At 69.3% G+C, this 25,130-nt stretch carries 23 protein-coding genes and 1 pseudogene; 10 read left to right on the top strand and 14 right to left on the bottom strand.

Annotated features, from left to right (window positions below; genetic code table 11):
• Window positions 1–44 precede the first annotated feature (44 nt).
• The 5 genes and pseudogenes from ABN273_RS19140 to ABN273_RS19120 all read right to left on the bottom strand — a co-directional run bounded on the left by ABN273_RS19140 (window position 45) and on the right by ABN273_RS19120 (window position 5,047).
• A complete protein-coding gene (locus ABN273_RS19140; protein ID WP_349450264.1) occupies window positions 45–686 on the bottom strand; it encodes a biliverdin-producing heme oxygenase in 642 nt (213 codons plus the stop codon).
• Between the two features lie 184 nt (window positions 687–870).
• Entirely contained in the window at window positions 871–2,232 is a 1,362-nt protein-coding gene (locus ABN273_RS19135) for a phenylacetate--CoA ligase family protein (RefSeq protein WP_349450263.1), read from the bottom strand.
• 75 nt (window positions 2,233–2,307) lie between these two features.
• Window positions 2,308–2,517: pseudogene (locus ABN273_RS19130) on the bottom strand (response regulator transcription factor); the annotation flags it as partial.
• A 365-nt stretch (window positions 2,518–2,882) separates the two neighbouring features.
• Entirely contained in the window at window positions 2,883–4,349 is a 1,467-nt protein-coding gene (locus ABN273_RS19125) for a recombinase family protein (RefSeq protein WP_349450261.1), read from the bottom strand.
• Between the two features lie 239 nt (window positions 4,350–4,588).
• Complete coding sequence (locus ABN273_RS19120; protein WP_349450260.1) at window positions 4,589–5,047, bottom strand: hypothetical protein; 459 nt, start codon at window positions 5,045–5,047, stop codon at window positions 4,589–4,591.
• A 177-nt stretch (window positions 5,048–5,224) separates the two neighbouring features.
• Here ABN273_RS19120 and lon point away from each other — a divergent pair, with 177 nt between their 5' ends.
• From lon to ABN273_RS19085, 7 genes are all read left to right on the top strand, one after another.
• Window positions 5,225–7,582: an endopeptidase La gene (lon, locus tag ABN273_RS19115; protein WP_349450259.1), complete on the top strand. Its 2,358-nt coding sequence runs from the start codon at window positions 5,225–5,227 to the stop codon at window positions 7,580–7,582.
• Window positions 7,583–7,648: 66 nt separating this feature from the next.
• Window positions 7,649–8,776, top strand: a complete 1,128-nt coding sequence (locus ABN273_RS19110; RefSeq protein WP_349450258.1) for a Fic family protein — start codon at window positions 7,649–7,651, stop codon at window positions 8,774–8,776.
• A gap of 338 nt (window positions 8,777–9,114) precedes the next feature.
• A complete protein-coding gene (locus ABN273_RS19105; RefSeq protein WP_349450257.1) occupies window positions 9,115–10,071 on the top strand; it encodes a methionine ABC transporter ATP-binding protein in 957 nt (318 codons plus the stop codon).
• Window positions 10,068–10,724, top strand: coding sequence for a methionine ABC transporter permease (locus ABN273_RS19100; RefSeq protein ID WP_349450256.1), 657 nt, complete (start codon window positions 10,068–10,070; stop codon window positions 10,722–10,724). Before ABN273_RS19105 ends, ABN273_RS19100 begins: the two co-directional genes overlap by 4 nt.
• Window positions 10,725–10,730: 6 nt before the next feature.
• Window positions 10,731–11,555: a MetQ/NlpA family ABC transporter substrate-binding protein gene (locus ABN273_RS19095; protein WP_502911076.1), complete on the top strand. Its 825-nt coding sequence runs from the start codon at window positions 10,731–10,733 to the stop codon at window positions 11,553–11,555.
• Window positions 11,556–11,689: 134 nt separating this feature from the next.
• Complete coding sequence (locus ABN273_RS19090) at window positions 11,690–13,225, top strand: AMP-binding protein (protein WP_349450254.1); 1,536 nt, start codon at window positions 11,690–11,692, stop codon at window positions 13,223–13,225.
• 153 nt (window positions 13,226–13,378) lie between these two features.
• Window positions 13,379–14,617, top strand: coding sequence for a S1C family serine protease (locus ABN273_RS19085; protein ID WP_349450253.1), 1,239 nt, complete (start codon window positions 13,379–13,381; stop codon window positions 14,615–14,617).
• A gap of 82 nt (window positions 14,618–14,699) precedes the next feature.
• On the opposite strand, the gene ABN273_RS19080 is transcribed toward ABN273_RS19085, so the two are convergent.
• From ABN273_RS19080 to ABN273_RS19045, 8 genes are all read right to left on the bottom strand, one after another.
• The gene (locus ABN273_RS19080) at window positions 14,700–15,440 is read right to left on the bottom strand and encodes an ABC transporter permease (RefSeq protein ID WP_349450252.1); all 741 of its coding nucleotides are present in this window, start codon (window positions 15,438–15,440) and stop codon (window positions 14,700–14,702) included.
• Window positions 15,433–16,314 carry an ABC transporter ATP-binding protein gene (locus ABN273_RS19075; protein WP_349450251.1) on the bottom strand — a complete coding sequence of 294 codons (882 nt, stop codon included), beginning with the start codon at window positions 16,312–16,314 and terminating at the stop codon, window positions 15,433–15,435. The genes ABN273_RS19080 and ABN273_RS19075 overlap by 8 nt, the downstream gene beginning before the upstream one ends.
• The gene (locus ABN273_RS19070) at window positions 16,311–16,634 is read right to left on the bottom strand and encodes a transcriptional regulator (RefSeq protein ID WP_349450250.1); all 324 of its coding nucleotides are present in this window, start codon (window positions 16,632–16,634) and stop codon (window positions 16,311–16,313) included. The genes ABN273_RS19075 and ABN273_RS19070 overlap by 4 nt, the downstream gene beginning before the upstream one ends.
• Complete coding sequence (locus tag ABN273_RS19065) at window positions 16,631–17,254, bottom strand: hypothetical protein (protein WP_349450249.1); 624 nt, start codon at window positions 17,252–17,254, stop codon at window positions 16,631–16,633. Before ABN273_RS19065 ends, ABN273_RS19070 begins: the two co-directional genes overlap by 4 nt.
• Before the next feature lie 84 nt (window positions 17,255–17,338).
• Window positions 17,339–19,057: a thiol reductant ABC exporter subunit CydC gene (gene cydC / locus ABN273_RS19060; RefSeq protein ID WP_349450248.1), complete on the bottom strand. Its 1,719-nt coding sequence runs from the start codon at window positions 19,055–19,057 to the stop codon at window positions 17,339–17,341.
• Window positions 19,054–20,862, bottom strand: coding sequence for a thiol reductant ABC exporter subunit CydD (gene cydD, locus ABN273_RS19055; RefSeq protein WP_349450247.1), 1,809 nt, complete (start codon window positions 20,860–20,862; stop codon window positions 19,054–19,056). The genes cydC and cydD overlap by 4 nt, the downstream gene beginning before the upstream one ends.
• A 6-nt stretch (window positions 20,863–20,868) precedes the next feature.
• Window positions 20,869–21,633: a cytochrome d ubiquinol oxidase subunit II gene (locus ABN273_RS19050; protein WP_349450246.1), complete on the bottom strand. Its 765-nt coding sequence runs from the start codon at window positions 21,631–21,633 to the stop codon at window positions 20,869–20,871.
• Window positions 21,634–21,644: 11 nt separating this feature from the next.
• Window positions 21,645–22,814 carry a cytochrome ubiquinol oxidase subunit I gene (locus ABN273_RS19045; protein WP_349450245.1) on the bottom strand — a complete coding sequence of 390 codons (1,170 nt, stop codon included), beginning with the start codon at window positions 22,812–22,814 and terminating at the stop codon, window positions 21,645–21,647.
• 145 nt (window positions 22,815–22,959) lie between these two features.
• Here ABN273_RS19045 and ABN273_RS19040 point away from each other — a divergent pair, with 145 nt between their 5' ends.
• Window positions 22,960–23,316, top strand: a complete 357-nt coding sequence (locus ABN273_RS19040) for a PadR family transcriptional regulator (protein WP_349450244.1) — start codon at window positions 22,960–22,962, stop codon at window positions 23,314–23,316.
• Here ABN273_RS19040 and ABN273_RS19035 read toward each other — a convergent pair.
• Window positions 23,288–23,956, bottom strand: coding sequence for a permease prefix domain 1-containing protein (locus tag ABN273_RS19035; protein WP_349450243.1), 669 nt, complete (start codon window positions 23,954–23,956; stop codon window positions 23,288–23,290). The genes ABN273_RS19040 and ABN273_RS19035 overlap by 29 nt on opposite strands.
• A gap of 106 nt (window positions 23,957–24,062) precedes the next feature.
• Here ABN273_RS19035 and ABN273_RS19030 point away from each other — a divergent pair, with 106 nt between their 5' ends.
• Window positions 24,063–24,416, top strand: a complete 354-nt coding sequence (locus ABN273_RS19030) for a VOC family protein (RefSeq protein ID WP_349450242.1) — start codon at window positions 24,063–24,065, stop codon at window positions 24,414–24,416.
• A complete protein-coding gene (locus ABN273_RS19025; protein WP_349450241.1) occupies window positions 24,413–24,757 on the top strand; it encodes an ArsR/SmtB family transcription factor in 345 nt (114 codons plus the stop codon). The genes ABN273_RS19030 and ABN273_RS19025 overlap by 4 nt, the downstream gene beginning before the upstream one ends.
• Window positions 24,758–25,130: the final 373 nt, after the last annotated feature.

Here is a 25,130-nt window from a genome sequence, read left to right as displayed (position 1 = left end):
TTCTTCCACCCGATACCGGTCGTCCCCGGCCCGTCAGGAGCCGATCAGGCGGCCTGGCGAGTCAGGCTCAGTTCGGTGAGGACCTCGGTGTTGAGCTGGTAGGCCAGGCGGACCTCGCCGATGACGCGTTGCCGCTCGCGCTCGTCGAGCTCCAGCTCGTCCAGTCGTGCGCGGTACTCGTTCTTGAACCTCGGCAGGCTGCCCAGCTCGTCGAAGATGTAGAAGTCGACGCCCCCGCCCTTGGCGTAGCCGTAGATCTTCTGCAGCTCCATCCGGATGAACTGCCCGCCCGACAGGTCGCCCAGATAGCGCGTGTAGTGGTGCGCGATGTAGCCGCCCGGCCAGTCGGCCACCTGGTGGATCCGCGCGACCAGCGTGCGGGTGGCCTTGGACGGCGCGATCCGGTCCTGCCAGCCCGGCCCGTAGATCGTCGCCAGATCCCGCTCGAGCGCCCGCTCCCGATACAGCTCGGGGAACACGAACCGGCCGGCCACCGGGTGGCCGGCGAGCTGCCGGGACACGCCGTCGAGGGCGGTGTACGCGAAGTAGTGCTGGGCCACCATCTCGCCGTATTCGCACTCGCTCAACCGGCCGCCCATGAGCTCTGAGAGATAGCTCTCGGACTCGGCGGACTCGTGGTCGGCCCAGGTGGCGTTCCTCAGGGTTTCAGAGAACGGCGTGGTCACTGACTACCTCAACTCGCATGTACGTTTCATGACGAAGTGTCACAAACGTGGGCATCGGACGTCAAGCTGATGGCGACACTATGTCATGAAAACCCGCCTTTCCTCTTTCGTACCCGGGAAACGCTACGGCAAGAAGTCACCTCCTCGGGATGGCCGAGACCTCCATCGCCATGGTCCTGGCTGCCTATCGGGTGTAGCGGTGCTTGGCGCCCGGCGGGAAATACTCGGGATCGCCGGATTCCTGCAGGCGGATGAACGGCATCTGCTGCGCGGCGGGCACGTAGTTGGCGAACTCGCTGTTCAGCCTCAGCAGGTGGGCCAAGATCGACTCGCCCACGGCCTGGGCCGTCTCGTCCGACGGCTTTTCGCCGGGCATGAGCTCCACCGTGATCGTCAGGTGCCGGTCGCGACCGGCGTCCTCCACCACCTCCATGACGAACTTCCCCGTCACCCACCCGCTGACCTCGGGCTGTTCCAGGCCGACGGCGATGTTCTCCGGGTAGACGTTCGCGCCGTAGTAGGACACCGTGAAGTGGGCGCGGCCGAAGACGTACACGAACGGCCGCTCCGGTCCCCTGGCCTCGGGCTCGAAGCCGCGCTGCCGGACGAAGCCGAGCATGTCGTCGTACGGCACCACGCCGCCCTCGTCGGCGATGTGGTAGCGGATGAGCGGGATGCCGTTGTCGCCGGAGAAGAGCAGCGTGCCCTGATGCTCCTCGAAGAACCGGACATCCGGGTCGTACTGCACGAGCGTCGGCAGCCTGGACTCGCCGAACAACTCCCTGGCCGTGCCCGGCCGGGTGGACAGGAAACGCCGGATCTCGACCGACAGCGGCGTCTCGTTGCCCAGGACGCCCGCGTCGGCGGTGCCGTACAGGGAGGCGATGCCCCTGACCGGGTCCGCGATCCCGGCCCGCTGGGCGACCAGGCTCCGCCACTCCTCGCTGAACACCTCTCCGGCCGTGACGAGCTTGATGTTCCAGTCGGCCCAGGGGAGGTCCTCGGTGTCGATGACGTTCTTCAGGAACGGCGGGTAGCCCAGCAGCACGACCTGGTCGAAGTGAGGCGCCAGCTCGGGGAGGACCCGCAGGATCTCCCTCCTGTCGGTGCCCGGCGCGACGACGGTGATCGGGTAGCCGCGTTCGGCCAGGTGCCGGCAGCAGTTGACGGTGAACAGCCCGCCGACCCAGGTGCCGAGGGCGAAGCAGACGACGGCGAGGGTGCGCCGCTCGCGGGCGCCGAAGGAGTCCCTGAAGACCTCCTCGAAACGGGCCGCGATCACCCGCTCGTCGTCCGCCGAACGCGGCCAGAAGGACGGGGCGCCGGTCGAGCCGGAGGACACGGCGATGATGTCCCCGATCACGCCGCCCCTGCACAGGTCGGGGAGGGGGTGGCGGCGGGTGTAGTTGTCCTTGGACGTCATCGGCACGCGCAGGAGGTCCTGCTGCGTCGTGACGTCCTGCGGGTCGATCCGGTGCTCCGCCAGAAAAGCCTGGTAGGCGGGAACGGTCTGCGCCACCTGATGAAAGAGCTCAACCGGGTCCATCAGCCGACTGTACGGCGGGGGCTCCAGAAGGGGAACGGAGACGCTCGGTGGTGGCGGATCAGCCCGGTCCGGGGGTCACTCGCCGGGGCGGACCAGGCCGGTCTCGTAGGCGAAGACGATTGCCTGGGCGCGGTCGCGCAGCCCGAGCTTCATCAGCACCCGCCCCACATGCGTCTTGACCGTCTGCTCCACCACGGACAGCTTCTCCGCGATCTCCTGGTTGGACAGCGCCTGGGCGACCAGCGTCAGCACCTCCGTCTCCCGCTCGGTCAGCTCGGCAAGCCGCCGGCCCGCCACCGTCTTCTGGCACCCGGGACTGGAACCGTTCGGCCCTCTCCACGGTCCTCACGACAGGACTGGAGGATAGGACCAGATCGGAGACGAGGACCGTGCAGAGACCTACCACAGAACCGAGTTATTTCACAGTTAGGCCGTAACTAGCATTCTCGGGACGTTCTGCCCCAATGCCGAGGGCGCCGAGACCGTATAAGCCCGCCACCACCGAAGAAGAGGCATGGCGGTAATTCTTTGAGGTTGTGGCTAATGGCTTGGCAGAAGCATGACGGGAAGGGTGCTATGACTCCGAGTTCGAAAACGGAATAAGGCCGTCTTCCTGGACCCTCCAGAGAGCCGACCTTCCGTGACGCAGCCTAGCTGAATTTCGGTACCACCGTGAATCTCTCGTCGGCGTCGTGCCAGCGTGGTCGAACGATCACGTATTCAATTACCTGCCTGAGTGCCTGGCGTTTCCGATCGTCGCTAAGTTTCGGCCACGCATCCGCCAGGTCCTTGTAGAATTTCTGAGGAAGAGGCCGAGTAACCTTCCCAGCGTCGAGCTCCGTGAGCCGTTGCTGATACTTCGAGCGGTCAGTCTCACGCTCGGCCTTCCTCTTCTGGTACTCCTTCTTATCCAGGTCGCCGTCCTCATAGAGGTCCAAGAGACGGCTCAACCGCTTGTCGATGTCCTCGATCTTTCGCTGGAGCCCGTAGATCTCGCTGTCCTGCTTGTCTCGGGCAGCCTCGGCCCGAGCCTTCTTCTCTATGTTCTCGTCGCCCTTTGCCTTCTTCAGGACCCACTCAAGGACAGCAGGCTCAACCGTACGTAGATACACCGTGACGCCAGCGCACTCCTTCGTGAGGATGCCGGAGCAGCGGAACGCCCGCTCACCCTTGCTGGTCTTCGTGGCCGTCATCCGGAATTTCATGCAGCGAGCGCACAGGAGCAGGCCGGAGAGGCTGTACCTGGCCTTGTAGTTGTTCTTCTTGCTGCCTCGGCGCTTCTCCAAGTACGCGCCCCAGAGGTCCGGCTCGATGAGTGCTTTTTGAGCTCCAGGGAACCACTCCCAATGCTCGATGGACTTACCCTGCGCGCCCGGCTTTTTCTTGCGGATCAGACCGGCAGCGAAACCAGTGTCCAAGATCTGCATCCATCGTCTCGAGTCGAGAATGTCTCCGTTCCACGCCCGAATTCCGGCCTCGGCCATGTCCAGAGCAATCGAGCGCATAGGCTCTCCGTCCACGTACCGCTCGAACGCCTCGGCCACGGCATCGCCGCGAATCGGCTCCGGAAAGTACTCCTTGTCCTTATAGATGTAGCCGAACCTCTCGCCACCGTTGTGCGGCAGGCCGACACTGAGCCGGTAGTTGTGGACGTCACGCCAGCCGTCACCGATCATGTCCGACTGGAGCTCGGCAACGCTGAGCATCTGGTTGCGGCTGAACCGGCCCATCGTCGTGACGCTGTCACCAGGCTCCGTGGCTGAGACGGCCACTCCGCCGGCCTGCTCCAGCTCGTGAAGGTTGTTGAGGCTGTGACGGAGATTCCGGCCGAACCTGGACCACTTCCAGAGGAGAACGACCGCGTACTCGCCGGAGCGAACCTCCTCGATCATCTGAGCAATCTTGCGCTTCGCGAAGTCACGGCCAGACCGGTCCAGGTCGAAGACCACGTCCAGGACCTCGACACCCTCCTGAGCAGCCTTCTGGCGTGCGGAGAGCTCCTGCATCTCAGGGCTGTAGAGCTCATCGCGGCCTCGTGTCATTGACACGCGGATATAGATCTTGCCCCTGCGGCCTCTCAGGCTCGGCGCCGAGGTCAGGAACGACTTGGTGACCATGTGGGCTCCAGGATTGTGCTGCGGGATCAACAACTCTAGCCGGATAGTCGTCTTTTGAGGTTAGTTTGTATAAGCGGGCATGCGCACGTCTACAAGCACGCTCGAGGGCGGATCGGCGTCATCCTGAAAGAGGGCGAGCCCGAACGGCCTCAGAATGGCCCACGCCCGTCTCGCCCACGCCCTTTAGTCCGCTGGGGGCCGCCGCTCGCTCGCCGCGCTCGCGATAGGCCGGCCGCTGGTCAGACCCGCCGGGGGCGGTTGGTCGCCATCCTCGCCCGAGGGCCGCTCATCACCGGGTTCCCGGCGACGCTCGCCCACCGGTTCCGGCGGTCACGCACGCGGGCCGTCTGCGGCGCTGGTCCCGTGGCCACGTGTGTGTGCCGCCAGTGGGCTGGGTTGGCCTTCGTGTGGGGTGGCGGCGCCGAGCTCGCCCTGGGCCGGGGCGGCGGCCTGCGGGCCCGGCCGCGATCGTGCCCGTCTGCTGCCCCCGGGCATCGCCCGCCGTCGCACGGGTCAGGGGCCGCCTCGGGGATGGGCTCGCGATCGTGCTCACCCGCCGCCTCCGAGCCCGGCTCACCGTAGGGCGAGCCGCCGGGCGTCGTGGCGCCGGCCGCTCCCGGGGCGGCCGGACGACCATAGCGGCGGGCGGAGAGCTGATGGACGAAGCCGTGGGCACGGGGTTGGGGGACGGAGATCACGTGGTCAAGGTTACGGACGCGGCCTCCGGATGGCGTCACACCACGGTTTGATCCAGAGCGTCACCCTCAGGTATGGCTTACAAAATTACGATCGCCGTGAGCGAACATCATCAAGAGAGGGAACAATGCCGGGCTCCAATGAATTGAGTCGGCATAACTCAACCCTTTGGAGTTCGCATGAGTGAGAGTCTGACCCTCCCGGTCCTGCCGCTGGACGACGAGGTCGTCCTGCCGGGCATGGTCGTTCCCCTGGACCTGTCCGACTCCGAGGTGCGCGCTGCCATTGACGCGGCTCGTGCATCCGGTGGCAACAAGCCGCGGGTCCTCCTCGTTCCCCGGATCGACGGCCGCTACGGCGCGATCGGCGTGCAGGCCGTTGTGGAGCAGGTCGGGAGGCTGCCAGGCGGAGAGCCCGCCGCCGTGGTGCGGGGCGTCAACCGCGTTCGCGTGGGCACCGGCACGACCGGCCCGGGCGCCGCGTTGTGGGTGGAGGCCGACACGATCGACACCGTCGCCGCTGGCGAGCGCGCCCACGAGCTGGCCAAGGAGTACAAGGCCCTGGCCACCACGATCTTGCAGAAGCGCGGCGCCTGGCAGGTGGTCGACCAGGTCAACCAGATCGACGACCCCTCGGTGCTGGCCGACAGCTCCGGCTACACCCCCTGGCTGACCACGGCGCAGAAGGTCGAGCTGCTCGAGGCCGCCGACCCCGCCGACCGGCTGGCCAAGCTGATCGAGTGGTCCCGCGAGCACCTCGCCGAGCTCGACGTCGCCGAGACGATCCGCAAGGACGTCCAGGAGGGCATGGAGAAGCAGCAGCGCGAGTTCCTGCTGCGCCAGCAGCTCGCCGCCGTGCGCAAGGAGCTCAAGGAGCTCAACGGCGACACCGAGACCGAGGAAGAGGACTACCGCGCCCGCGTCGAGGCCGCCGACCTGCCGGAGAAGGTGCGCGAGGCCGCGCTCAAGGAGGTCGACAAGCTGGAGCGGACTTCCGACCAGTCCCCCGAGACCGGCTGGATCCGCACCTGGCTGGACACGGTGCTCGACATCCCCTGGAACACGCGTACCGACGACAACTACGACATCACCGGCGCGCGGGCCGTGCTCGACGCCGACCACACGGGCCTGTCCGACGTGAAGGACCGCATCATCGAGCACCTGGCCGTGCGCAAGCGCCGCCAGGACAAGGGCCTCGGCGTGGTGGGCGGCCGCCGCAGCGGCGCCGTGCTCGCCCTCGCCGGTCCTCCCGGGGTCGGCAAGACGTCTCTGGGCGAGTCGGTGGCCCGCGCGATGGATCGCAAGTTCGTACGGGTCGCGCTCGGCGGCGTACGCGACGAGGCCGAGATCCGCGGCCACCGGCGCACCTACGTCGGCGCGCTGCCCGGCCGCATCGTCCGCGCCATCCGCGAGGCCGGCTCGATGAACCCGGTCGTCCTGCTCGACGAGGTCGACAAGGTCGGGGCCGACTACCGCGGCGACCCGACGGCCGCCCTGCTGGAGGTGCTCGACCCGGCCCAGAACCACACGTTCCGCGACCACTACCTCGAGGTCGAGCTGGACCTGTCCGACGTGTTGTTCCTGGCCACGGCCAACGTCCTGGAGGCCATCCCCGGGCCGCTGCTGGACCGGATGGAGGTCGTCTCGCTCGACGGCTACACCGAGGACGAGAAGGTCGCGATCGCCCGCGACCACCTGCTGCCCAGGCAGCGGGAGCTGGCCGGGCTGACCGCCGAGGAGGTCACGGTCGAGGACGACGCGCTGCGCAGGCTGGCCGCCGAGTACACCCGCGAGGCGGGCGTCCGGTCGCTGGAGCGCGCGGTCGCGAGGGTCCTGCGCAAGGTGGCGGCCAAGGACGAGCTGCCCGTCACCGTGGGCGAGGGCGACCTCGTGGGCTACCTCGGACGGCCGCGGTTCGTGCCGGAGTCGTCCCTGCCCGAGGCCACCCAGCGCACCTCCGTGCCGGGCGTGGCCACGGGCCTGGCGGTCACCGGCGCCGGCGGCGACGTCCTGTACGTCGAGGCGTCCCTGGCCGACCCGGAGACCGGCGAGACCGGCCTCACGCTGACCGGCCAGCTGGGCGACGTGATGAAGGAGTCGGCCCGGATCGCGCTGTCCTACCTCCGCTCGCACGGGGCGGAGCTGGAGCTGCCGGTCACCGCGCTGAAGGACCGCTCGGTGCACGTCCACTTCCCGGCGGGCGCCGTGCCCAAGGACGGCCCCTCGGCCGGTGTGACGCTGACGACCGCGCTGGCGTCCCTCCTGTCCGGCCGTCTGGTACGCGCCGACGTGGCCATGACCGGTGAGATCTCGCTGACCGGGCGGGTCCTGCCGATCGGCGGCGTCAAGCAGAAGCTCCTGGCGGCGCACCGGGCGGGCATCACCACCGTCCTCATCCCGGCCCGCAACGAGCCGGACCTGGACGACGTGCCCGAGGAGGTCCGCAACGAGCTGACCATCCACGCGGTGAGCGACGTGCGCGAGGTCCTCGACATCGCGCTCGCCCCGGCGCAGGTGGCCGCTACAGTAGCCGCCTAATGGCGACAAAATGGGCGAATCATTCAGTCATTTGACTGGATGATTCGCCCATGCTGTTATGAGGGCATGCTGTACGAGACCCCGGCGCTCGAGCCCGTGGACAAAGGTGTCCTCGAGGAGATCGAGGAGATGCGGCGCGACCTGAAGTACCGGCTCGCCGAGACGCACCGGTGGGACGGGCAGCTGCGCAGGCAGTTGCAGGCGCGGGCGATCCAGGGCTCGAACTCGATCGAGGGTTACCGGGCCAGCGTCGAGGACATCGAGTCCATCATGGCGGGGGAGGAGCCGCTGGAGACATCGGCGCTGGTGGCGCGGGAGATCGCGGGCTACCAGCAGGCGCTGACCTTCATCCAGATGCTTTCTCGCGCACCGGCATTCCGGTTCGACGTGGGACTGCTCAACTCGCTCAACTTCATGATGATCGGCCATCATCGCGACAAAACCCCTGGTGTGGTGCGGCCGGGCGGCATCTATGTGCGCAACTCCGCGACTGGAGAGGTCGTCTACGAGGGCCCGGATGCCGACCGGGTGCCTGGCCTGATGGACGAGCTCACCGAGTGGCTGAACGGTGGAGATCTCGACGCGCCGAGCTATGTGCGCGGCGCGATGGCGCATTTCAACCTCGTCGCGATCCATCCGTGGCGTGACGGGAACGGCAGGATGTCGCGCGCCCTGCAGACGCTGGTCCTCGGCAGGGAACAGATTCTCACGCCCGAGTTCTCGTCCATCGAGGAGTGGCTCGGCGTGGGCGAGAACACGATCGACTACTATCGCGCGCTCCGCGAGATTCAGCAGGGTTCGTGGGCGCCGCATGGTGGGACGCTCAACTGGGTGCGGTTCTGCCTGAGGGCGCATCACATGCAGGCCCAGCGCGTCCGCCAGCGCCTCGCCCAAGCCGGAGAGATCTGGATGCTCCTGGAGGAACAGGTCGACGCCGACGGGCTCAACAGCCGTGCCGTCTCCGCGCTCTACGAGGTGTTCGTGAACAAGCGGCTGCGCAGGAGCCGCTACCAGGCCGACGAAGGCCTCAGCCAGGGGCAGGCCGCACGTGACCTGCGCGATCTCGCCGCCAAGGGGTGGCTGCGGCCGTACGGCGAGACCAAGGGCCGCTTCTACGCCCCGGGGCCGCGCATGGAGCGGATCAAGGCCGACTTCGCCGAACGCGTCACCCCTCTGTGCGACCCGTACCGCTAGCCCGGTTTCCCCGCGCCTCCGAGACGCGTCCCGCCGCACGGCCGCGGAGAAGTGAGGCAGTTCACACCGCACATCGGGAATCGTGTGAAGTGAAACGCTTGTTAGGTCAGGCGTGAAAGAGAACGCCATGTGTTGCATGCGCCGAATGCTGAGCCACTGAAGCGTCCCCCCATCCGTTCTCTTCGAAAGCCATCCTGATGATCGCACCAGGCTTCGTGCTGCGCAGGCTGAGTCACCTGCCGTTCCCTCCCGGGACCCACTGACACCATCCCCTTTCTTCCGGTGATGTACGTTTCCGCGGCCCGCCATCGGGCCGCCCTCAGTCGTGGGGATATTCCGTGATCCAGGCTTCAGGCCTGCGCAAACAGTACGGGGACACCGTCGCCCTGGACGGTGTCGACCTGCATGTGCGCGAAGGCGAGATCTACGGCGTGCTCGGCCAGAGCGGCGCCGGCAAGAGCACCCTCCTGCGCTGCGTCAACCTGCTCGAACGCCCCACCGCGGGCACCGTCACCGTCGCCGGGCAGGACCTGACCGCGCTGCGCAGCGCCGAGCTGAACCGCGCCCGCCAGCGCATCGGCATGATCCACCAGCACTTCGCGCTGCTGAACTCGCGCACGGTCGCCGGCAACGTCGCCTTCCCCCTGGAGATCATGGGCGTGCCCAGGGCCGAGCGCGACCGGCGGGTCGCCGAGCTGCTGGAACTGGTCGGGCTGGAAGGCCGCGGCAAGGACCGCCCCAACCAGCTCTCCGGCGGCCAGAAGCAGCGGGTCGGCATCGCCAGGGCACTCGCGGGCAACCCGGCCGTGCTGCTGTCGGACGAGGCCACCTCCGCCCTCGACCCGGCCACCACCCAGTCGATCCTCGCGCTGCTCAAACGGCTCAACACCGAGCTGGGCCTGACGATCCTGCTCATCACCCACGAGATGAACGTCGTCAAGAGCGTCTGCGACTCGGTCGCCATCATGGCGCACGGCCGCATCGAGGAGTCCGGCGCCATCGCGGACCTCATCAGGACGCCCGGATCCCGCTTGACCAGGGAGATCTTCCCACTGCCCGAGCCCGCACCGGCCGGCTCGGTGACGCTGACGTTCACCGGCGACCCGAGGCAGCCGGTGGTGTCGAAGGTCGTCAGGAAGTTCGACGTGGATCTGAGCATCCTGGGCGGCTCGATCGAGGACCTCGCCGGCGGCTCGGTGGGCCGCCTGCGCGTCGCGCTCGACGGCGCCGACTCGGCCGCGGCGCTGGCCTACCTGCGTGACGCCGGCCTGATCGTGGCGGTGGAGGGCTCATGACCTGGGACGAGATGCTGCCGCTGCTCTGGCCGGCGACGCTGGAGACGGCGCAGATGGTCGGCTGGTCGACGCTGTTCACCGCGCTGCTCGGGCTGCCGCTCGGCGTTGCACTCGTGGTGTTCGACCGGGGCGGGTTGCGGCCACTGCCCGCGTTCAAGTCGGCGCTCGGGTTCGTGGTCAACGTCGGGCGGTCGCTGCCGTTCATCGTGCTGATGATCGCGATCATCCCCTTCACCAGGCTCGTCGTCGGCACGACCATCGGCACTGCCGCCTTCGTCGTGCCGCTCACCGTCGGCGCGGTGCCGTTCTTCGCCCGGCTCGTCGAGACGGCGCTCAGAGAGGTCGGCGCGGACGTAGTGCAGGCGGCCCAGGCCATGGGCGCGAGCCGGAGCACCATCGTGCGCAAGGTCCTGCTGCCCGAGGCGCTGCCCGGGCTGGTCGCGGGGCTGACCGTGACCGTCGTCGCGCTCATCGGCTACTCCGCCATGGCCGGCACGCTCGGCGGCGGCGGGCTGGGCGACCTGGCCGTCCGGTACGGCTACCAGCGGTTCGAGACGCTGCTGATGATCGTGACCGTCGTCCTGCTCCTCGTGATCGTGCAACTTCTGCAGAGCCTGGGCGACTGGGTCGCTCGGCGCCTATCCCACAAGTAAGGAAAAATCGTGAAATTTCGTTATATAGCGGGTGCTGTTGCGCTGGTCTTGTCGCTCGCCGCATGCGGCACGTCACAGTCGGCGACGAAGGCGGCCGAGTCTGCCGACACCGTGCTGAAGGTGGGCGCGAGCCCGGTGCCGCACGCGGAGATCCTCAACTTCGTCAAGCAGAACCTGGCCCCGGCCGCCGGGCTGAAGCTTGAGGTCGTGGAGTTCACCGACTACGTGCAGCCGAACGTGCAGCTCGACGAGGGCCAGCTGAGTGCGAACTTCTTCCAGCACAAGCCGTACCTGGACGATTTCAACGCCTCCAAGGGCACCAAGCTGAGCTTTGTCACGCCGGTCCACCTGGAGCCGCTCGGCCTCTACTCCAAGAAGATCACCTCCGTGTCCGCGCTGGCCAGTGGCGCCACCGTGGCCGTCCCCAACGACGCCACCAACCTGGGCCGCGCGCTCAAGCTGCTCGCCGACAACGGCGTGGTCAAGCTCAAGGACGGCGTCGGCACCGCCGCCACCGAGCGCGACGTGGTGGACAACCCGAAGAAGCTGCAGTTCAAGCCGCTCGAGGCGGCTCAGCTCCCGCGCTCGCTCGAGGACGTGGACGCCGCCGTGATCAACGGCAACTACGCCATCGAGGCCGGGCTCAAGCCCGCTTCGCAGGCGCTGGTGCTGGAGAAGACCGAGGGCAACCCGTACGTCAACGGCCTGGTCGTCCAGGCCGGCCACGAGCAGGACGCCAACATCGTCACCCTCGGCAAGCTCCTGCAGGACCAGAAGGTCAAGGACTTCATCAAGCAGAAGTACGAGGGCTCGGTCATCCCCGCGCAGTGACACGGACCTGAGCGCGCGCGAAGCCGCGACCCCGCAGCGGAGGTCGCGGCTTCGCGCGTTCACGGGCGCCTTTTCAGCACGGCCCTGCACGGGTGCCGGTGGCGCGGCGGCGGTCGGCCGAATAGTGTTCGATCATGTATCCGGGAGCCATCGCAGCAGTCACCCCAGACAAGCCCGCTGTGATCATGGCGGGCTCCGGACGGGTCATTACTTACCGCGAGCTTGACGAGGAGTCGAACCGGCTGGCCCACCTGTTCCGCGCGGCCGGGTTGCGCCCGGGCGACCACATCGCCTTCATGCTCCCCAACCACCCCCTCTACCTGACGGTCGCCTGGGCCGCGCTGCGCTCGGGCCTGTACTACACGCCGATCAGCTCCCGGCTGCAGACCGACGAGCTGGCCTACATAGTGAACAACTGCGGCGCACGGGCGTTCGTCTCCAGCGCCGACCTGGCCGCCGTCGCGTGCTCGATCACCGCCGCCACGCCCGGCGTCGAGGTGCGGCTCATGCTGGACGGCGTGGCCGAGGGCTTCGAACCGTACGAGGAGGCGGTCGCCAAGCACCCGGCCACCCCGATCGACGACGAGTGCATGGGCGTGGACATGCTCTACTCGTCGGGTACCACGGGGCGGCCGAAGGGCGTCAAGATCCCCTCCGCGCACGGCCCGCTCACCGAGCCGGGCACGTTGCTCCACCTCGTCCAGGCGCTGTTCGCGCCGTCGGCGGACAGCGTCTACCTCTCACCCGCGCCGCTCTACCACGCCGCGCCGCTGCGCTACAGCCTGACGTTCCAGCGGCTCGGCGCCACGGTGGTGGTGATGGAGCGCTTCGACCCCGAGCAGTTCCTGGCGCTGGTCGAGCGGTACGGGGTGACGCACTCGCAGCTCGTGCCGACGATGTTCATCAAGATGCTCAAGCTGCCGGATGAAATCCGGACAAAGTATGATCTCTCCTCGCTGCGGTGTGCCGTCCACGCCGCCGCCCCCTGCCCGGTCCCCGTCAAGGACCAGATGATCGACTGGTGGGGCCCGATCATCCACGAGTACTACGCGGGCACCGAGGGCAACGGCTTCCTCTACGTCAACTCCCAGGACTGGCTCCAGCACAAGGGCACAGTCGGCCGTTCGCTGCTCGGCGTCGTGCACATCTGCGACGAGGACGGCAACGACGTGCCGCCGGGCGTGGACGGCACGGTCTACTTCGAGAACGGCGGCCGGTTCGAGTACCACGGCGACCCGGACAAGACCCGCGCCGCACAGGACCCCCAGGGCAGGGGCTGGACCACGCTCGGCGACATCGGCCGCCTGGACGACGACGGCTTCCTCTACCTCACCGACCGCCGCTCGTACATGATCATCTCTGGTGGCGTGAACATCTATCCGCAGGAGGCCGAGAACGTGCTGTCGGTGCACCCGAAGGTGGCCGACGTCGCGGTGTTCGGGGTGCCGGACGAGGAGATGGGCGAGCAGGTCAAGGCCGTGGTGGAGCCGGTGTCCATGGCGGAGACCGGCCCTGAGCTGGAGGCGGAGCTGATCGCGTACTGCCGGGAGCGCCTGGCCCACTACAAGTGCCCCAAATCGGTGGACTTCCGCGAGGCGCTGCCGCGCCATCCGACGGGCAAGCTTTACAAGCGCCTGCTCAGAGACGAGTACTGGCCGGTTCGCGGGTAAAATCTTCGGAATTTCGCGCGTCTCGCGTTCCGAGCCCCACCTGGATCGATAAAGCCGGGGTCAGCCTTCTCAGAAAGCTCCAATGACGGGCTTAAGCAGCTCTTACGCGAGTCTTGGGACCCTTGTGTCATCGGGATTCGAGGGAGATGACAGATGAACGCCAATGAGCCTCACGAGCAGGGCACCGGCGGGTGGAGCCAGTTCGGCAGCACCCCGCCGGCCCCCGGGGGCTTCCCCCGCAGAGACACACAGATCCTTGGACAGCCGCTTCCTCCGCCCCCGCCACCGAGGAAGCCCGGCTTCTCCTCCATGGGGCGCAAGGCCATCGCCGGCCTCGCCCTGGCGGCCACGGCCATCGGCGGCGGCGTCGTGGGGGCCGTCGTCGCCAACGCGTTCCAGCCCGAGCCGCTCGCCAGCAGCGCCACGCCGAGCCCCGTGTTCAAGTCGGCCTCCAACCAGCTCACCATCGCGCAGGTGGCCGCCAAGGTGCAGCCCAGCGTCGTGATGATCCAGGGGCAGAGCGGCGAGGGCTCCGGCGTCGTGCTGTCGGAGGACGGACTCATCCTCACCAACAACCACGTGGTCGAGGGCGCCAGCCAGGGTGGCGGCGGGCAGATGACCGTCAAGTTCAACGACGGCAAGACCGCCAAGGCCACCGTCGTCGGCACCGACCCGGCCACCGACCTCGCCGTCATCAGGGCCGAGGGCGTGTCGGGGCTGACCAAGGCCACGCTCGGCGACAGCGACATCGTCAAGGTCGGCGACCCCGTACTGGCCATCGGAAGCCCGCTCGGCCTGGACGGATCCGTCACCGCCGGCATCGTCAGCGCCCTCGACCGCACGCTCACCGTCGGCGGCGAGCAGCGCCAGCAGATCCCGCCGGGCTGGGGCCAGGAGCAGCAGAGCCAGGGGAGCGGGACCACCACGATCGGCGGCGCCATCCAGACCGACGCCTCCATCAACCCCGGCAACTCCGGCGGCGCGCTGGTGAACGCCGCGGGCGAGCTGATCGGCATCAACACCGCCATCGCCTCGGACGCCGCGGGCGGCGGCGTCGGCTTCGCCATCCCGGTCAACACCGCCAAGCAGGTCTCCGAGCAGCTCATCAGCAACGGCAAGGTCAGCCACGCGTTCCTCGGCGTGAGCGTCACCGACGCGACGGGCGACGTGCCGGGCGCGCTCATCCGGCAGGTCACCGACGGAAGCCCGGCGGCGAAGGCGGGACTTCAGCAGGGAGACCTGATCACCAGGATCGGCGACAAGGCGGTTGACGGGGGGGATACTGTAGTTGGGCAGGTCAGAGGTTTTAAACCGGGCCAACAGGTCAAGATCACATATATGAGGGACGGCAAGACCCACGACGTCGCCGTGACTCTCGAAGAGAAGAAATAACAGGACCCCCTCCCGGACGGGTGTGCCGTCGAGATCGCTGCGGACTCGGCGGCACACCCCCCATTTTTGGGAGAAGATTTTCTCAGGAGAAGCGACGCCCCTCGTCGCGCCGGTAGGCCCAGCCGGCCGCGAGCGCCAGGACGACGGTCCACACGGCCAGCATGACGAGGGCGACCGGGTCCGGGCTGTGCCCCGCGGTCATCGCCCAGAGCAGCTCCGCCGCGCCCCTGGCCGGCGTGTACGGCGAGATGACCTCGATGAAGCCGGGCAGCACCGAGGGCGGCAGCAGCAGCCCGCCGACCACCGCCAGCGGGAAGAACAGGATCTGCGACACCGCGATCGCGCCCTTCGAGCTCAGCAGGAAGCCGACCAGCAGCCCCAGCAGCATGAACGGGATCCCGCCCACCACCAGCGCGACCAGCCCGAGCAGCAGCCGCGGCGGCGTGATCGTGGCCTCCGTGAAGAACGCCGCCAGCAGCAGCACGGGGACCACCGAGACCAGCATGACGGCCACCGTGGTGAGGATCCGCCCGGCGAAGCGGGGGAACGGGCCCGCGGGGAGCGTGCGCAGATAGGGGTTCCAGGGCTGCTCGCGGTCCTGGGCGACGCTGATGGCGAGCCCGATCAGCGCGCCCGACATCGCGCCGAAGAACATCAGGGACGCCGTCGCCGTCGTGGCTGCCTCGGGATCGCCGCCCGCGAACGGCACCACGAACGCCAGCATCGACACGGCCGGGAAGAACGCGCTGGCCAGGATGCTGATGGGCACCCTGATCTGCTCCAGCATGAGGTAGCGGGTGTGCGCAAGGATCAGGCTAGACATGCGCGGACTCCTTCGAGGTGATGGCGAGGAAGGCCTCCTCCAGGGTGGTCGGCCGGATCTCGAGCCCGGAGAACGGCGTGCCGCTCCGCACCAGCTCGACGACCAGCCGGTCGGGATCGGCGGTCATCAGGTGGATCCGGCCGTCCTCGCGTTCGGCGCCGATCACCCCGGGCAGCTCGGGCAGGTCCGCGGCGGCGAGTGAGACGCGCCGCACGCCCACGATGTCGCGTACGGCCCGTACGGTGTCGTCGGCCAGCACGCGGCCGTGGCCCACCACCACGACCCGCTCGGCCAGTGCCTCGATCTCCTCGAGGTAGTGGCTGGTGAGCAGGACGGTGCCCCCGCCCTCGTGGAAGGCCCTGACGCCGTCCCACAGCGAGCGCCTGGCCTCGACGTCCAGGCCGGTCGTGGGCTCGTCCAGGAAGACCAGCTTCGGGTCGCCCGCGAACGCCAGCGCCACGGCCAGCCGCCGCTTCTGCCCGCCGGACAGGCCGCCGACCTGCCGCTTGACCAGGTCGCCGAGGCCGAAGCGCGCGAGCAGCTCCCCTTTTTCCGCTTTTTTCGGGAAATGCGCGGACACGAAGTCGACGATCTCGCCGACCCGTAACGTCTCCGGCAGCCCTGTCTCCTGCGGGGTCACGCCGATGCCGCGCCGCGTGGCCGGGTCCTGAGGCGAGCCGCCGAGCAGCTCGACCGTGCCGGACGTCGGGCGGCGCAGCCCCACGAACAGGTTGATCAGGGTGGACTTGCCCGCGCCGTTCGGGCCGAGCAGCCCGACCAGCTCGCCCGCCCGGATGTCGAGCGAGACGCCGTCGAGCGCGAGCACGTCGCCGTAGCGGCGGGTGACCTCGATGGCCCTGGCGAGGACCGTCATGACATTCCTCCTGCGTTGTCGAGCAAGGCGCGAATCGCCTTGGTGTAGTCCTCGAAGGCCAGCCGTCCACGCTTGGTGAGAGCCACGAACGTGACCGGGGTGCGGCCCTTGTGCGTCTTGGTGATCTGGACGTATCCGGCGTCCTCCAGCTTGCTGAGGTGCACCGACAGGTTGCCCGCGGTCATGGCCAGCAGGTCCTTCAGCGCCGGGAACGCCATCTCGTTCCCCTCGCCGAGCATGTTCAGCGCGGCGACCACCCGGAGCCTGGCCTGCGCGTGGATCACCGGGTCAAGCTCGGGCGGCGCCTTGTCCGCGGTCACCGGCAGCGCCTCAGCCACAGGCCCGCGACGATGAAGCCGCCGCCCAGCAGCACGGCCGTCAGCAGCGCGTGCCAGCCGGCGCCGAGCAGCACGCCCACGGCGTCGACGCCCGCGACCCACACGCCGACGAAGAACATCGGCCAGTTGAGCCAGATCGCGCCCCCGGCCATGTGCATGACCGCGACGACCAGGAGCGACGCGCCTCCCCAGACGAGGCCGCTCTCGTCGGGGGGCAGGAGGGTGCTCACCCTGGTGGCGATGACGACTACGAGCATCATCCCGGCAAACCACGCGTACCCGTACATCGTGCCCCTGGCCGAGTTGTCGCCGCGGACTCCTCTGTTCATCCGCACGATCCCGAACGCGGCTATCGACCCGGACACGATCTGCGCGCCCATCAGCACTGCCAGCGCCTGCATCTGGGAGATCGGCGCGTACGGGTGGCCGTCGAGGCCGTAGTGCAGGAAGAACGCGGTGAAGCCGAGCAGCCAGGCGACGCCCCAGGGGACGTAGAGCAGGAGCGGGTCGCCGTGCAGCCACCTCGCGGTGGCGACGCTCTGCTCCTCGATGACACGCAGCATCTCCTCGGGACTCGCCACGTGATCGTCGTCGCTCACCATCGTAAACTCCTCATTCTCTCAAACTGGTTTGTACTTTAAACCAGATTGCCGCGCCAACTCAATCCCTCTCTTCCGGCAGAGGTTTCAGCGCCTGGTCAGGACCTCGGACTCCCACAGGTCGCGGTAGTAACCGCGCACGGCGACGAGCTCGTCATGACGCCCTCTCTGGACGACCCGGCCCTCGTCGAGCACGACGATCTCGTCCACGTTCTCCAGCCCTCTGAGGCGGTGCGTGACGAGGAGCGTGGTGCGGTCCCTGGTGACGTCGAGCAGGTCGCTCATCAGCCGGTCGGCCGTCTCCTCGTCGAGCGCCTCTGCGGGCTCGTCGAGCAGCAGCACGGGCGGGTCGTACAGCAACGCCCTGGCCAGGGCCAGCCGCTGCAACTGCCCGCCGGACACGGTCCTGCCGTCCTCGCCCAGCTCCGCGTCCCACCCGGTCCGCTCGACCCACCCGTCGAGCCGGGCATCCCGTACGGCCCGCTCGAGCGTCTCGTCGTCGGCCTCGGGGCCCGCGAGGCGGAGGTTGTCGCGCAGGGTGGTGCGGAAGATGTACGGATCCTGGGTGAGCCCGGTCATGAGGGTCCGCACGTCGTCGCCGGCGAGGTCGCGTACGTCGAAGCCGTTGACGCGGATGTGGCCGGACTCGGGCTCGACCAGCCGCATCAGGGCGGCCAGCAACGTGCTCTTCCCCGCCCCGCTGGGCCCGACGATCGCGACCCGCTTGCCGGGGGTGAGCGTCAACGACACCCCGTCCAGCGCAGCGTGGCCGCGGGGCGGGGGTCCGTCCGGCGCGGCGGCGGCGGGGTGGCGGCGCACCAGGTCGCCGCTCTCGATGGTCAGCGGGGACGCGGGCAGCGGCGCGGGCGCGCGACCATCAGCCGCGGGTTCCGTGACGGCCGGGGTGGCGGAGCGGACGTCGCGGAGACGCCGGAGCGCGGCCGTGATCCCGGCCAGGCGCTCGCCCGCCGCGGCCAGCGGCAGCACCGGCTCGAACGACACCAGGGCGGTCAGCGCGAGCACGGCCGTGGCGACCGAGCCGGCGCCCGCGCCCTGGGCGAGCAGCACGACGGCCGCCACCGTCAGCCCCTGCACCAGCGTGCCCCCGGCCAGGGCGGCGGCGTGGACACGGGCCTGGCGGCGTTCCAGCGCGGCCAGGGACTCGTCGGCGGACAGCGCCTTGGCCAGCGCGTCGTCGTCGGCGCCGTAGGCGGCCAGGTCGGCGGAGCCGTGCACCAGGTCCGCCACCCGGCCCGCCAGGGCCGCCCTGGCGGGTGCGATCCTGGCCGACCAGCGGCGGGCGGCGGCGGCCGTGCCGGCGGGCAGCACCACCCCGGCCAGCACGAGCCCGGCCACCAGCACCAGTGCCGTCACCGGCAGGACGGACCGCCCGAGGGCCACGGCCGCCAGCCCCGCCGCCGCGGCCGCGGCGGCGGGGAGCAGGCAGCGTACGAGGAGGTCCTGTACGGCCTCGGTGTCGTCGACCATGCGGCTGAGCAGATCGGCGCCGCCGTGCCGCGGCTGCTGGGGCGGGATGAGCGCCTGGAAAAGGCGTTCCCGGGTGCCTGCCTGGGCGCGGAGCGCGACGTCGTGGCCGGTGAGGCGTTCGGCGTAGCGGAAGACGCCCTTGCTGGTGGCGAACGCCCTGGTCGCCACGATCGCCACGCTCAGGGCGGCCAGGGGCGGCTGCTGCGCCGCCCTGGTGATCAACCATGCGGCGGCGGCGATGAGCCCGAGCCCGGCCAGGTCGGCCGCCGCTCCGGACAGCACGGCCCAGACCAGCCGCGTTCCCATGCGCCGGTTCACTGCTCGCTCCCATCGCCAGGCCGCACCACTGCCACCTGATCATGTGACTGTTGCCGGCGCGGGGCTGACCCCGACGCACCTCCCACGGTGACACCACTGCCTTCCGCTGCCGCCGCACCATCCGGGGCATCGCCCTGCCGGGCGGTGTCGGAGACGACACGGCCCTCGTGGATGCGGATGACGCGGTCGGCGAGCTCGATCATGGCGGGCCGGTGGGCGACGATGACGGCCGTGCGGTCCTGGGCCAGGTCCGAGGTGGCCGCCACCACGGCCGCCTCGCTGCGGCCGTCCAGGCGGGCCGTGGGCTCGTCGAGCAGCAGCACCGAGGCGTTCGGCCGGCAGAAGGCCCGCGCGAGGGCGATCCGCTGCCGCTGACCTGCCGAGAAGTTGGTCCCGCGCTCGCCCACCACCGTGTCGAACCCCTGCGGCAGCCCGTCCACGAAGTCGGCGTGCGCGGCGGCGGCCGCCCTGCGGACCTCGTCCAGGGTGGCCGAGGGAGCCCCGAGCCGGATGTTGCCGGCCACCGAGGTGGCGAACAGGTGCGGCCGCTGCGCCACGAACGCCAGCCGCGCGCGCCAGCTCCCGAGATCCAGCTCGCGCAGGTCCGTCCCGTCGATGAGGACCCGGCCCTGCGACGGGTGGATGAAGCCGAGGATGAGGTGGAGCAGGGTGCTCTTGCCTCCGCCGCTCTCGCCGACCAGCGCCACCCGTTCGCGCGGGCCGATGGTGAGGGAGACGTCCTCCAGCGCGGCGCCGTCCCGGCCGGGGTAGCGGACGGTCACGTTCTCCAAGCGGATCTCCGGGGCCCCGGCCGGGAGCGCCCCGGCCGACGGCGCCGGGGCGGGCCGCCGTACCGGTTCGGCCGGATCGGAGCCGGACTCGTCGAGCACGGCGAAGGCCGCGTCGGCGGCGGCCACGCCCTCCATCGAGGCGTGGAAGCGCGTCCCCATCGCCCGCAGCGGCAGGTACGCCTCCGGCGCCAGCAGCAGCACCAGCAGCGCCGTCGTCAGATCCAGCGACCCCCCGAGCAGCCGCAGCCCGATCGGCACCGCCACCAGCGCCAGCGACAGCGACGCGCACAGCTCCAGCACCAGCGACGACAGGAACGCCACCCGCAAGGTCCGCATGGTCGCGCTCCGGTGCGCGTCCGCGACCTGCTGGATGACGCCCGCCTGGTACCGGGCACGCCCGAACGCCCGCAGCGTGGGCAGCCCGCGCACCACGTCCAGGAAGTGGCCGCCGAGCCGCGACAGGGCCAGGAACTGGCGCTCGGTGACGGCCTTGGTGGTCATGCCCACCAGCGCGCCGAAGATCGGGATCAGGGGCAGCGTGACCAGGACGATGACCGCGCTGCCCAGGTCGGCGGCGAACAGCCGGACCAGCACCGCGAGCGGCACCACCCCGGCCACCGCGATCGACGGCAGGTAGCCCGTGAGGTACGCGTCGAGCCCGTCCAGGCCGCGCCCGGCGAGCGTGACCAGCTCGCCGGAGCGGTGGGCGGTGAGCCGCCCGGGCCCGAGATCCCGCAGGCGGCCCAGCAGCCGGTGGCGCAGCGCCGACTTGACGCCGGTCGCGGTGCGCCCCGCGAAGACGCCCTGCGTCCAGGCGAGCAGCGCCCGCACGCCCACCACCGCCGCCAGCCCGGCCAGGGCGGCGGCGGTGAACCTGCCGGACAGCACCCCGGCCAGCAGCTCGGCCTGCACCAGTACGAGCAGCCCCGCGAGCACCGCCGCGACCATGGTCACGGCCAGATGGCGGCGAACCGACCGCTCGGCCCGCATGAGCCGGAGGAGATCCTTATGCACTTGCCCTCAGAAGAACGACGGGAGCCGGAATGCGTCCTTCCCTGGGCGGAAAGTGCGCCATACCCATATTTGCGCGCCCAGCATGATGGGCGCGCACGGCAGCGCCATGACACTGAGCACATTCAACGTAGCCGGGGGCGCGCTGTGGTCCAGCAGGTACGGCATCGCGCCGACGAGCAACCCCAGCGCCGGCAGCGCCGCCACGAACGCAGACACCGCCAGGGCGCGCCCCGACCTGGACGCACCGAAGGCGCCGGGCGCCCGCCACGCCAGGAACATCCACCCGTGGAAGGCGAACAGCAGCGTCACGACCGCCCCCAGCATCACCCCCACCGGGTGCACGGCCGGCGCCTCGAACCCCGTGGCCGCCGCGTAGATCGCCATGCCCCAGCCGAACGACAGCCCGAGAGACCCGAACGCGATCATCGCGTCCCAGAACCCCTGCCACCTGAACCCGTCCAGCCGGCGTCTGAACCACAGCCCCGCGTCCCGTACGACCCAGCTCAGCAGCATGGCCACCACCAGCGGGTACAGCTCGAACAGCACCTCGCCCTCGAGCAGCGGATAGACCCCGAACAGCGTGCCGGCGACCGCCACCAGCCACACCTCGTTGGCCAGCACGTACGGCGCGATCGCGGCCACCATGCGGTCGCGGCCCTCGCGTGTCCTGCCCAGCAGCGGCAGCAGCAGCCCCACCCCCAGGTCGAACCCCTCGAGTGCGAAATATCCGGCCAGCAGGATCGCGAAGAGGACAAACCAGATCACTTCCATGTCAGCACTCCTCAGTGGCTCAGCGCGGGGGAACGGGACTCACCGGCGGGAACGGCGCCCAGGGCGACGTCGCGGGGCCCGCGCCGGATGATCTTGGCGATGAGCACGTAGTCGACGACCGCCAGGAGTCCCAGCACGCCGGCGAACCCGGCGAAGGAGCCCGTGATCATGCCCGAGGTCAGCCCGGGCGACATGGCGTCGGCCACGGTGAGCTTCCCCCAGATCATCCACGGCTGCCGGCCGATCTCCCGCGCCATCCAGCCCAGGATGGCGAGGATGAAGGGCAGCGGCGTCATCAGCATGAGCAGCGGATGCGTCCACCGCCACCGGTGCAGCACGCCGACCATCGGGAGCATCACGAACAGCACGACCAGCGCGAGCAGCTGCCCGAACTCGATCATGATCCCGAGCGGGAGCAACGCGCCCAGGTTGCCGTCCCACTTCCCCTCCTGGACCCCGGCGAACTGCGCGTACCCGAACCCGATCGTGAGGAAGATCCCGATGGCCGCGGCGACCACGCCGGTCCGCAGCGACCTGGTGAAGAACTCCACGTGCTCGGTGCGGCGCCTCAGCTGGTACGCGCTCGCGCCCACCAGCACCATGGCCCCCGTGAACAGGCCCGCCCCGATGACGTGCGGGAAGGAGAAGACCAGCGCCTTGTTCGTGAGCAGGGCGCCGAAGTCCACCAGCTCCAGGCGGCCGCCGCGGGCGACGGAGCCGACCGGGTTCTGCAGGAAGGAGTTGGCGACCATGATGTAGAACGCGCTCGCGTACGCCGTCAGCGTCACGAGCCAGATGCACGTCAGGTGCAGCCACCTGGGCAGCCGCCCCCAGCCGAAGATCCACAGGCCCAGGAAGGTGGACTCCAGGAAGAAGGCCACCAGCGTCTCCATGGCCAGCGGCGCGCCGAACACGTCGCCCGCATAGTGGGACAGGCCGCTCCACGACAGGCCGAACTGGAACTCCATCACCAGCCCGGTCACGATGCCCAGCGCGTAGTTGACGACGTAGACCTGCCCCCAGAAGCGGGTCATCGCCTCGTGCACGGGCTTGCGGGAGATCGCCCAGCGCGTGTTCATGATCGCCACCAGCGGCGCCAGGCCCAGCGTGAGCACGACGAACAGGAAGTGCAGGCTGCCTGTCACCGCGAACTGCGCGCGTGCCAGTTCGAGTACATCCATCACGACTCCGTGGGGTTGTTATGCCTATCTACATATAGCCAGCCTACATGTAGACTGGCTACATGAGCGCACACCTCCGCACTTGGGCCGGGCACCTCCGGGAGGGGCGGGCCCCTTCCGCGGTGCGGGTTCTAGGATCGAAGTCATGAATCCGGACGCGTTGCGCGGGCACATGGACGCGCTCCTGCTCTCCGTGCTGGAGCGGGAGCCGCTGCACGGCTACGCCATCATCGAGGCGCTGCTGGAGCGCAGCGGAGGCGCGCTGAACGTGCCCACCGGCACCGTCTATCCGGCCCTGCGCAGGCTGGAGCGCATCGGCTACCTGTCCAGCGAGTGGGCGACGGTGGGCGGGCGCAAGCGCCGCACCTACCGGCTGACCGACTCGGGCAGGAAGCACCTCGAAGGGGAGCGCTCGGCATGGCGCGAGTTCGCCACCGTGATCGGCGGCGTGCTGCGCGCCGAAGCCGCCGAGGTCAGCGCCGCGCGAGCCGCGAACGGCTGACGCGCAGGCAGCGGGTGGCGCCGTAGACCTGCAGGCCCCAGAAGGTGGACGTCACCACGTTGGCGAGGAGGGTGGGCAGGGCGTCCAGATGGCTGCCTCCCGTCGCACCCAAGGTCAGCGCCAAGCTCAACGCCCCGGTGACCGGCAGCATGATCCACACGAGCAGGCCCAGCGACCTGGTCACCAGCCGGGGCCGGCGGATCCACCGGGCCCCCCGGCTCAGCGCGAACAGCGCGAGCCCGCCGTACAGACCGATGCAGAGCTGGAGGATGTCGAGCAGCCGCGAGACCGCCGCGTACCAGACGGGCGCGTGCTGCCAGGCGTCCGCGTCGCCGGGATAGACGCGCCACATCACCGACCACATCAGGGTGGTGATCGGCACGCTGATGAAGAGCAGGAAGCCCAGGCGGCGCCCCGCCACAGCGGTCAGCTCGGACTGGTAGCCGGGGGCGACCTCGGCGATCTCTCCGAACTCCGCCACCGCGGCCCGCTCCGCCTCCGCCCGGTCCAGCCCCTCGGCCTCCAGCGCGTCGGCGGTGTCGGCCAGGCTGTCGCGCGCCTCGACGACCAGGTCGCGCTTCGGCCCGTAGGGCCCGGCCAGGGCACGGTCGAGCTCGGCCACGTAGTCGTCGATACGCATGGGACCCAGTTTACGGAGATCGATCTCGGGGTCCCATCGGGGAATTCCCCGATATATTCCAGGGTCGGGTTGATGCGTAGGAAAAATCCTACGTATAGTGTTCGGCATGCCGATATCCCAGATCCTCACCGTCACCGTGCCCGTCGCCGACCAGGAGCGGGCGCTGGCCTTCTACACCGGCGTGCTCGACTTCGAGGTACGCACCGACAATCCCTTCCCGATGGGCCGCTGGCTCACCGTCGCCCCCAAGGGGGCCGAGACCACGTTGCTGCTGGCCTCCTGGTTCCCTGACATGGCGCCGGTCGGCGGCCTGGTGGTGGCCGCGCCCGACCTCGACGCGCTCGCCGCGCGGCTGCGCGAGCACGAGATCGCCTTCGAAGGGCCGAGCGACGAGCCGTGGGGCCGGCAGCTGCTGTTCCACGACCCGTTCGGCAACGGGTTCGTGGTCAGCCAGGGATGACCGCCGACCACGTGTTCACCGCGCTGGCCAGCCCGGCCAGGCGAGAGCTGCTGCGCCTGCTGCTCGACGAGGGCGCCCAGCCCGCCGGCCGGCTGGCCGAGCGGTTCGACATGAGCAGGCCCAGCGTGTCGGAGCATCTCAAGGTGCTCAGGGACGCGGGGCTGGTCGCCGAGACCCGCAAGGGGCGGGAACGGCACTACCGGCTGGAGGCGGCGCCGCTCATGGAGATCCGCGACTGGCTCAGCCCGTACGAACGGTTCTGGCGGGAGAAGCTCGCCAACCTCACGACCCTGCTCGACGAGATGGAAGACGACGACCATGCCCCACGACAAGACGGCTGAAGACCTGCGCGCGATCAGGGTTGTGAACGGTGCTCCCCTTTTCGCAATGGGAACCTAAGGCTCGTTTTGGCCTCTCCAGGGCGCTGTTGAGGTTGGCGGCGGTTGCCATGGGTCTGGATATGTACCCGACACGGACCTGTCGTCGCGGGCGGTGCGGTCATTGCGGTGGGGATCGGCCGAGGGGCGCCGATGCACGCGCCTCCGGGACGGCCGGTCAAGCCGATGCGGCGGGGATATCGGTCAAATGCTTACGTGCCCGGGTTTGCGCTGGTACCGGATCGTGTCGGCTCTCCTTTTACCATGCTTGATCGCCGCATCTATCCGGCGAAGAGTCGGCCGTGTGGCGTGAGGATCGTGAATGCCCAAGGTTCGT

It is taken from the genome of Nonomuraea sp. B19D2 (assembly GCF_040137845.1).
GTDB lineage: Bacteria > Actinomycetota > Actinomycetes > Streptosporangiales > Streptosporangiaceae > Nonomuraea.
This window is presented reverse-complemented; position numbering and strand designations above follow the sequence as displayed.